The following is a 9614-nucleotide window of genomic DNA, read 5'->3' as shown; positions in this document are numbered from 1 at the left end:
ATATCCTTTATAAGCTTTGAAGTCGTACAATATAGCATTTTGGATTTCCCTGTTTCCCCGATCATTCACCCCATCTTTATCCGATGCATTCATCTTCTCGAAAATATATCCCCCCACTGCGTAATCTCCACCATCTGTAGCTCCGGCGGCAAAATTATGTTTACTACAATATCCACGCCAATTCTCAGCCGGATTCAGCTTTTCCATTCCTTCACGGGCCGTCACTCCGGGATATCCTGTCACATCCCAACCACCCATAATTCTAAAATACTCATCACCGGAACGTTGGAATAACGTCAGTCCGTCTGTTGTATAGAAGTTATAACAATCAGCAAAAGAAGGAGCACTCTCCAAACCGTCACAACGAATAGAAGCCATATTTACCATGATATGGTAATCCGGTGTTTTTTTTATCAAATCGTCATTATTAAAGAACCATCTTGTACCTTGATACATACCGGAACAATAATTTCCCATCCTGATATCATTCCGGTCCACCTCCTGTTTCAACTGTAACAATTCCTGTTGTTCTTCAGGAGAAAACGAGTCTTTCCAATTCATCACGACATTATTCAGCAGTCCAGCATAAGGTATAGCCCTCCTCTTCGGATCATAAACCGCTGAATATCGATCTAAGCATGGCAAACGATATCCTTTATAATAGTACCAGTTACCTCCCCGGAAAAAGTTCATTAGTGCAGCCGTATTCTCCGGTTTTAACTTCTTCTCCCATGGCGTTCCTTTCAAGGTATTCAAAATATTCAATGCAGAGCCTGTCCCGTCAATAGGATATCCCCAAATAAGGCACTGATTACCATGCCCCCATCCTGCACCGTCAGCAGTAAACCCTTCTCTCCAAAATGCTTCATAATAAGTGTTCTGTGAAGTAACGCTGATAGCACCTAAACAAACCTCGGCCACTACGTCAACCATCGGTATAGAACTAAACATAGCTGCTACCGGCAAGAGTGCACGGTATCCCAGGCCATTACCTCCAACCCACCATACATGGTTACGAAAGCGCTCTGCTGACACTACATTCTTATCCGTCTCATCTTTTCTATAAGGCTGTGTCCAAGCTTGCAGGCCTACAGTTTTTAACATTTCACAAGCTTCAGTCACCAAGCGTCCTGCTTTTCCTGCTTCCGCTTTGTCCATTTCATTAAGATAACAAAAATAAATATTGACAGCCATAGTAGGAGTGCCAAAACAAGAATCAAGAAAACGGGTGGTTTCATTAGGTCGTCCTGCCTCCAAAGCGGTATAATGAATGATTGATTTCCATACCTTATCCGAGGCAGCCACTTCAGCGGATAATTCTCCTCTACGATAAGCATCACCGATTATCCAAAGGCGGCTCAAAGCTGTACCTACTACATCGGCAGCAATATTCTGCACCTCTCTTAAAGGTCTTTGGGTCTCACTTTTCTGCTGATATTCCTGTTCCTTTTTCTTTAAATCTCCAAAAAATCCATTCGTATCAATCATATCCAAACACTGTTCAGCAGTAAGAGACTTCCCCAATTGGTGATAACGGTAAGGGTGCGTTGCAAAACCAACACGAAGTTTTTTCATTGCTTCTTTCTTTTCTTTATCACTTACTCTCAAGCCTTCATTATAGTAACGACGGCAATTATCAATAGCACTTTGCTTTTCTGCTTTTTGTCCATAGCCTGTCAAGCTAATTACCAAAAACGATAAAATCAAAAATCCCTTTTTCATTTCCGTATCTTTGCTAATATTTCTGTTTTTACTAAAAAATATCAAAGTTAAATAATAAAATTGGTTAATATTTATCCCAAAATTTAGATTGACAATTTGACACAATACACCAATATGCTGCATGGTAAGTAATATACCGGTATATTGGTGTATCGGTACTTAAGTAAACAATATACGTTTATTGTTTTACCAGATTAGATAACTATGAGGAGCAAACTTATTCAATTTTATTTTAAACGTACCTTGTTTTATTGGAATAGGCATTCCTTCAGGCACCCCTCTCAAATTGACAGGTTGCGCTATTCCATCAACAAAAGTCGGCAAAGTTACTTCACATCCTCCTGAGTTACCTGCATTTTCCCAAAGGCGGAGTAATTTTCCGTTACCATCTGGATTCTTGCCATATGCAGTTACTAACACTCCTTTTTGAGAAACCTTTATTCCTTCTCTACTTGTAGGTAACTTTCCACCAGGAGTAGTAGCAATTCCTATTTGTAGCGGTAAGCGAGCCTCCCACGCTGGAGTAATTAAGCCGGATTCATCGTTATCCTGTTCATAATTTACCCAAATACGAACCTCCGAAGTCAGATTTCCACTCCAAAAAGAAGTGAAATTGGTATTCCAACGATTATTAAACAGGTTTAAGTAAATATGAGATTGGGGATTCTCATATTTGGGAGAAAAGTGCATGAAATTCAAATTCCCCATTACAAAGGCCGGTGCGTCCAACGGACAAATGCCGACTGAATAATCCGTATCTTTTATCATAATCCCGGAATTCGACCAAATGTAATTAAATTGACTACCTTCAATCAAGTCTTTTGTAGGATCAATGACAGACCCGACCCGTCCGATACGATATTCCGGATTATCCATTTTGAAAGGCAAAGACAACCATCCGGCTTCAGCTTCTTCTGTTGCAGGTTTATTCACCACATTTAGTTTTAAATCAATATACGGAAGATTTTCATACAACGTAACTACCAGACCGGCCGTATGCTGTCCTTCACCAAGGGATAAAGAAGGAATTAACATACCTTTAATGAATGATTTGTGGTTTTCCACATAGAATTCCATCTGTCGTGGAGATTTGTGACATGCTTTTGCCTGTTTGTCCAAATACGAGCTTTTACCGGTAATCGAATAATGCGATTTTTTATAACCATCAAAAATATACTCTTTCAGATATTGTAAAGACTGTTTCTGATCATATCGTTCATATATATATGAGCCGAATTTATTAGTTGATTCAGTATCGATCAGTTCCCTACGATTAATTTTGTCCCATACACTTTTAATACACCCTTCGCGAACATCAAAAGTAATCTTATACCACTTATTTTCAATATAGTTATCCCGTTCATTACCTTTCAGTGTACTGTGTGTCTTTTCGGTAGTTCTATCTGTCAGGACATAGGTTTTGTAACCATTGGCGGGAATATCTTCTGCAAAAAATGTACCCAAGCGGTTTGACGTATTTCCATACACTTTCAATTCGTATATTTTATTTGTACCAACTTCTTTTATATACTCCGCCCGAATGGATCCTTGAGTTGGCATTGCAAAATTGACCATACCACTTCTTCGCCATGGTAGAGGATTGTAAACCACGAAGCGAAGACCGTCTTGTGCCACATTGTCAGCCAAAGTATATAATTCCCGTTCCAGTTCAGGGCGTAGAACTTGTTCTGCATGATTGATGTAATTAGCATGTTCCCTCCACGATTCCTCCATATGTGCATAAGTGGGACTTAAACCGGATAAATACATTTTATTCCACTCTTTTCCAATCATACCCGGTACGAAATGCTGATTTGCCAATCCCCATGTATGTTCTCCGAACATCAAGCTTTGGTCATAAACATAAGCTAACTCTTCATCTATTTCATAGGACATAATTCCCCATTCTTTTACTTGAGTATGCAATGTTTCTAATGCCGGAATGAGAGGGCGGACACGACGGGCTATACGAGTTGCATTGGGACTGGACATAACTCCATGTACCCAACTATCAGATATATCTCCTCTAATTATTGGAAGAGTTGGATTTTCTGTAAAGATGGCTTCTGCAAAATCCGCCATTTTCCCAATATGGATTTTGGCCTTCGGATATTTTTCTTTGATATGTTTGATAGTTTGTTCCACTTTTTCAGCAGTCGGTGGACCAGCATTATCCCCTGCATGTACAAATGTTAACCAAGATTTATGTTTCCAACCTTCCGGTGGGAACATTCCTCCTCCATATCCTTTTGAAAACATAGTCAGCACTCGCGAACCATCCGGTCCTTCCCACCAAAAAAGTGTCGGAACATTTATTTCCTGATTTGTTGGATTAGCTCCCATGTGAAAGAATTTGATACCTGCATGATGCAAAATAGTTGGTAAAATCCATGTATGCCCCGGCACATCAGTCATTTTTGCGTCTATTGGAAGTGCCAACCCATACTGCCTTGCCAACATTGATGAATATCCCAGTCCACGAACCAAGTCTTCAACCTCTAAAGTTTCAGTATGGGTTGTATAAGGTAGTGCATGTGTTACCAAATTACCATTTTTCAAAGCTTTTTCAATACGCAATCTACGCTCAGGAGTTTGTTTATCCCAAAGCATTTGTTTTAATGGCCATCCGGGAATTGTCCACACAAACTGCTCGTCTTTCATTTTATGGGTATTCCTGTCTATTACATCCATTGCCTTGTCGATCATGAATGTACGGTACTCATTAATTACATCACGTGCTAAAGCCGAGTATCCTATGTCAAAATGACTCTTGAACACTAAATAAAAGTCCATTTCCTGTGTTGATACTTGTTCAACATCGTCATTTTCATGTTTCTTGTAATTGTCTGCCTGTGCATTTATATGTCCAGTATAGACACAAAAATAAGTTAATAAAAACACAAACCATTTTATTTTTCTCATAATATACAATAAATTAAGCAATACACATACATTTATATTAACAAGAATTCTAAAATTTACTCTTCAGACTTCAATGTAATGTAAAGCGGTAATCCGTCTTTCAATATTAAGACTAATTCGGTATTATTCCCTACCTTTGAACAAGATGAAACACCCTTCGGAAACGATCCGGTTAACTTCCATCCCCCCCTCAAAATCAAAGTAGAAACCGTGGGAGCAGAATGCCACTTCTTACCGTCTTCCGTCATTTCAGGCCTCAAATCCGGACTACACACGGCAAGCTTTAAAATCTCATTTTCTGGTTCTGCCCTCTCCATCAGTAAAAGTGGAGAATCTACCGAACACAGCATGCCTTCCTGCAAAAATTTTGCAGGAGCAAATAACGCATAGGCCAACGTATTAGAAGCGATATGCTTTAACACATGCAGCGAATCCTGATGTTGCCTTACGTCAAAAGCACCATTTTCTTTACAAAACAATTGCCTGGCATAGGTTGACATTCTCTTTGGAGTCGCTGTAGGAACAACGGCAAAACAATACTTTTTACGTATCGGCTTTATACCATGATTAAAATATGCTTTAGTTGCACAAAGAGTACCAAAAGACGAATCCGTAATACCTTCCGGACCAGGTGTATACTGATCTTTATAAGAAACCTGCAAAGGATCATTTCCGGAAGGAATGATATATCCTGTGCTACAAGGAGTTATCAGCCAGTTATTCTTATCATTATACAAAATCAAGCTTTCTCCCTTCTTCAATTTTTTTCCATTTACAACGGGAGTTTTATTTTCTTTATAGTCTATTGCCTGAAACAGATTTGTAGCAGTAATCCAGTCATCAGAATAATTTCCGTATGAACCGATCCCACTCCCCATACTTACCAATATACCATCAAAAGCAAAAACCGATTTACAGAACGACAAATTGGTAGGCTCAAACCGTCTTCCTCCCCAATAATCACCCTGGTCGAATGAAGCGGCAAATATACCGCAGTCTCCCCACGACAAAGCACCGGAAAAATTGGTCGTTTTAGCCCACTGGTCAAAACGGGATGTATTGTCCTTATTGGGAAGCATCTCATTCCAATTGGTATAATGTACCGTTGTCGCCCCAGGAATAACGTTCCAGTCCCAACCACCTCGTTCTCCACTGAACCGTTCCCATCCATCCGGATATCCCGACTTTTTCAAAGATCCGTCGTACATAATTTCCAAGGTACCATGACTTTGATAACGACCAAAACGATTCGTACCACTATACAATTCACCCCCCCAAAAGCGGGTCGTCGGACACCTCATAGTAGCGACCCAGTTATCATAACGATAAACAGCTGCCGGGCTGTAATTAAATTGATAAAATCCATCCAATTTATGAGGACGAATTCCTTTATAATAATTCGTTTCAAAAAAAGCATTGTAATAAGCTGCCAAATCTTCATCTATCTCTTTTCCTTCCAAATCTCCTCCGATCTCTATCAAATTACGGAACAGTTCAGCACCAAAATCAACTTTCAAGCCCGCAAACGGATGACGACCTGCCATACTATTAGCAAAGTAATGTGCATCACCGGACGTTGGTAAAGTAGCCATCAAATACTCACTGACTACAGCCTTTTTCATCCTCCGATAAGCATCAACCTGAATCTTAAAAGACGTTCCTCTTAATCGGTACATGTATTCCACCCAAGTTTTATAAGCATACATATAACCATTATAATGTGTTCTATGATGAAAACCAGTCCCATCAACTTTGAGCCCATCCCGATCACCGCATGTGTATTGCGTACAGGCCGACAAATAATCCGAGAAAGCCTTCATGTCTCTGACAGCCAGATTTTCATCAGGCTGATACAATGCACAAAAAAACAAATGTGGCAACATATTATACATATAATCCGTATTCACATTCTGCCTAATTATAGCCTCATCTTGATGCAGACGATCAAATTCCACTACTTGTTTAATTACTTCAATCAACCGACTTTTCTGTTCGTCACTGCAAGCCGGCAAAGCTGCCAACAAATGAAAAGGAATTTGTCTCACCATTCCATAGTCGCTATATACCAATTTGGGAATACGGGTAATAACACCATTTTCCAAAATAGCATCCATATATTCATTAAAATGAGCTCCTTCGGGATGTTTTAAGATAGCGGCAGAAGCCCAGGCATGTACATACTTCGAAAAAAGGATAGCCTCTTTCTTATCCAATACTTCCGTCGCACGAACCTTAATCAGTCCAACCATACGTTCAGAGTCCTTCCAATCCAAATCTGTTACTTCGTTGCAAACCAATGGAAACTGTTTCCTCAATCGATATAAATCCCGTTTTCCCTCCGGTACATTTTCCAAAGAAGATGTAAAAGAAAAAACTGTGGAAACAGACAAAAAACAAAAACAAAGTAAAAGAAAACATCCATTTATCTGTATACGTTTCATAAATCTATTTATTTAATAATCAATTATCTACTTTCAAAGTCTATCAATACGATCTCTCCGGGATTCAATTCAATAGAAACAGTTTCTCCATAACAATATAACTCTTTCATATTTTTTTCTTTAAGTTGGCTTATAGGTGAAGAGACACGAAAAGCTGTCGAGTTATCCGGATTCAGCCCAAGGACACGATCCAATGTAAATGTATACTTCTGTGCTTTGTCCGATGGATTGTGTATTGAGATATACCCCATTTCGTCACTCCATCCGCTATATCCGTATATTTCTTTATATTTTGGAGAACCTCCGTGCATCTTTACATGTTGGAATGTTGGAAAGAACTTATGACTCCATTTCAATCCTTCCGCCAATACATCCCAATCACTTGACGACAATTGATGCGTTTTAATATATAATTCAATAAATCCCGTACCACGACTCAAATTCATATATAAGTATTTTTTAAATGAATCTGCCGTTTCATCGAATTTAGTTTTCTTAGGTTCGTGGTTGAATATGGCATTTATAGGAAACTTCGTATTCTCTTCTGTCCATATTTGATAGTAAATATTGTCTCTATACACTAATTCATCCGTACGGTTACTGCCTCCTGCCGCATCGTCTGCATTAATAAGCCACACAACATCAATATATTGCAGCCACCACGAACTAAGATAAGCACCATTCGTAATGGCAATAAATATCTCAGGATTAATTTCAGACAAACGATCAAACATGTGTATCAATCTTTCCGTAGCAGCAGTCATATAATATAATTTCACTTCATCATAACGGGAAGTATTCAACCTACGATCGTTAGAAGCAAATTCCTCCGTGTTAAGCTGAGGAACAGCAGGAGTCCCCCTACCATTGAGTTCAAAATCACGGATGTTGAGATGTCCGAAAAGTCCATCGAATTTGAAATAAGAAATTCCTTTTGCCGCCAATTGACACACACGCTGTTCTAACTTATCCATATACGTTTTTCCAGTCATGGACATGCCATAAGAAAGTGACTCAAATCCATATTCTTTCATTCTGGGAACCATAGAAAGTCCTCCTAATATGGAAGCCGGACTTAACCAAATACCCAATCGAGAATTAGCTTTATGTACAGCACTGACACTTTCGGAAAAATAAGGAGAAAATTTCGTCTTATTTATTGTCCAAACGGTATCTGACCAGTCAGCAGTAGCACTAATATCCTGCCATCCATCATCTATCACATACGCACTAAGAGAAGGACATTTACGGTCAACCACCAATTCTTTCTGTATTTTCTCAATACTTGAAATAAACTGTTTCTCTGTTACACGATTTCCATAATCAAACCAACTGTTATATTGAATCTGCAAGCGAAGAGGACGTTTCCTAATTCGTTTAATATAAGTATAGAAAGCATCGTCTATATATTTGACATCATCAGCCATACCTACCACGCTTTTATATGAAGTATAAATTTCTCCTTTTTGAAGTGTTTTTCCAATCAAATAGCTACAAGATATAAGATTATTGCTTACGGTGTTATAAGCCGCCGGAAACTCCATCCCCCAAAATGTACCGGTCTGCAATGTGTAAATCGGTTGTCCCAGCCCCGGTTTCCACTGCGAAGGGGCTTGTGCAGTAATACTTTTTATTGTATAATTCTGAAAAGCATCTTCCAAAGCTATAGATTCCACATCAACTTGCTCAATGGTCACCTCCTTGTTTGGTATAATTTGAATAAACTTACGACAGTAAGGTTCCTCCTCTTTCAATTCGTAATACAAGATTATTTTCATATCTTCTTTACTATTATATAATACGAACTGATAACTCTGTTTTTTTTCTTTATCATTAGATGAATTTTGTACCTTTTCTACTCGAAAATCTTCAGTATTGACCAAACGATCTGTACCGATTTTATCGGTACCATCAGACAAGCGTAACGCAAATTCATTACACGAAAGAGGAGATAGTTTTACTCCAACAAGTTTGTTTTCAATAAATAAAGTTCTCAATTTACCATCTTCAATACTTAGCTGTCTGGAAAGAAAGCGGTTCTCAAGCTTGAAAATATTCTCTTTACCCTGTACAACCGTTCCCGTCGCAAACAGAGTAATTAGTACTGCAAATATTTTAGTTATTCTCATGACATAAAAACAGTAAAAAAACAATTACATTACAACACCGGTGTATTCTATATAGCCGGGGTTACATTTCATTTTGTAAATGTACAAACAAGAAACTCGTTTAATACACCTTTTTTATTCAGTAATATTACAATATTGTATACTCCTTTAAATAACTCTTTTTATTTGAACAAAAGAATATTCCTTGTTTCGGCATATCTTTCAAATGTAACAAACTACTGCTACAAAAGAATAATGATTTTGATAACAAGTAAGTTAGAACCCAGTTTTGTACAAAAGTACATTTGTATTGAACAATAATAAATAGTTACTATGTTTGTAAACACTGAAAACCAACGCTCGTCGGGACGGGTGGTCCCGCCCCTTGCCGCTGGGCGTTCCCCGACCGAAGATTTGTTTT

At 38.5% G+C, this 9614-nt stretch carries 4 protein-coding genes; all 4 read right to left on the bottom strand.

The window, feature by feature from the left end; translation table 11 throughout:
* Positions 1-1722 (bottom strand): polysaccharide lyase family 8 super-sandwich domain-containing protein (locus QX565_RS10420; RefSeq protein ID WP_289292716.1); only part of this gene is annotated, 1722 nt, incomplete at its 3' end.
* Between the two features lie 186 nt (positions 1723-1908).
* Positions 1909-4644, bottom strand: a complete 2736-nt coding sequence (locus QX565_RS10415) for a glycoside hydrolase family 38 N-terminal domain-containing protein (RefSeq protein ID WP_289292715.1) — start codon at positions 4642-4644, stop codon at positions 1909-1911.
* A 56-nt stretch (positions 4645-4700) separates the two neighbouring features.
* The gene (locus QX565_RS10410) at positions 4701-7085 is read right to left on the bottom strand and encodes a polysaccharide lyase family 8 super-sandwich domain-containing protein (RefSeq protein ID WP_289292714.1); all 2385 of its coding nucleotides are present in this window, start codon (positions 7083-7085) and stop codon (positions 4701-4703) included.
* Positions 7086-7108: 23 nt separating this feature from the next.
* A complete protein-coding gene (locus tag QX565_RS10405) occupies positions 7109-9214 on the bottom strand; it encodes an alpha-galactosidase (protein WP_221648874.1) in 2106 nt (701 codons plus the stop codon).
* Positions 9215-9614: the final 400 nt, after the last annotated feature.

The organism is Bacteroides sp. 41_26 (genome assembly GCF_949740115.1).
Taxonomy (GTDB): domain Bacteria; phylum Bacteroidota; class Bacteroidia; order Bacteroidales; family Bacteroidaceae; genus Bacteroides; species Bacteroides nordii.
This window is presented reverse-complemented; position numbering and strand designations above follow the sequence as displayed.

Coding starts and splice junctions, on each gene's coding strand:
- QX565_RS10415 (WP_289292715.1), bottom strand. CDS start 4,644: ATGAGAAAAATAAAATGGTTTGTGTTTTTATTAACTTATTTTTGTGTC.
- QX565_RS10410 (WP_289292714.1), bottom strand. CDS start 7,085: ATGAAACGTATACAGATAAATGGATGTTTTCTTTTACTTTGTTTTTGT.
- QX565_RS10405 (WP_221648874.1), bottom strand. CDS start 9,214: ATGAGAATAACTAAAATATTTGCAGTACTAATTACTCTGTTTGCGACG.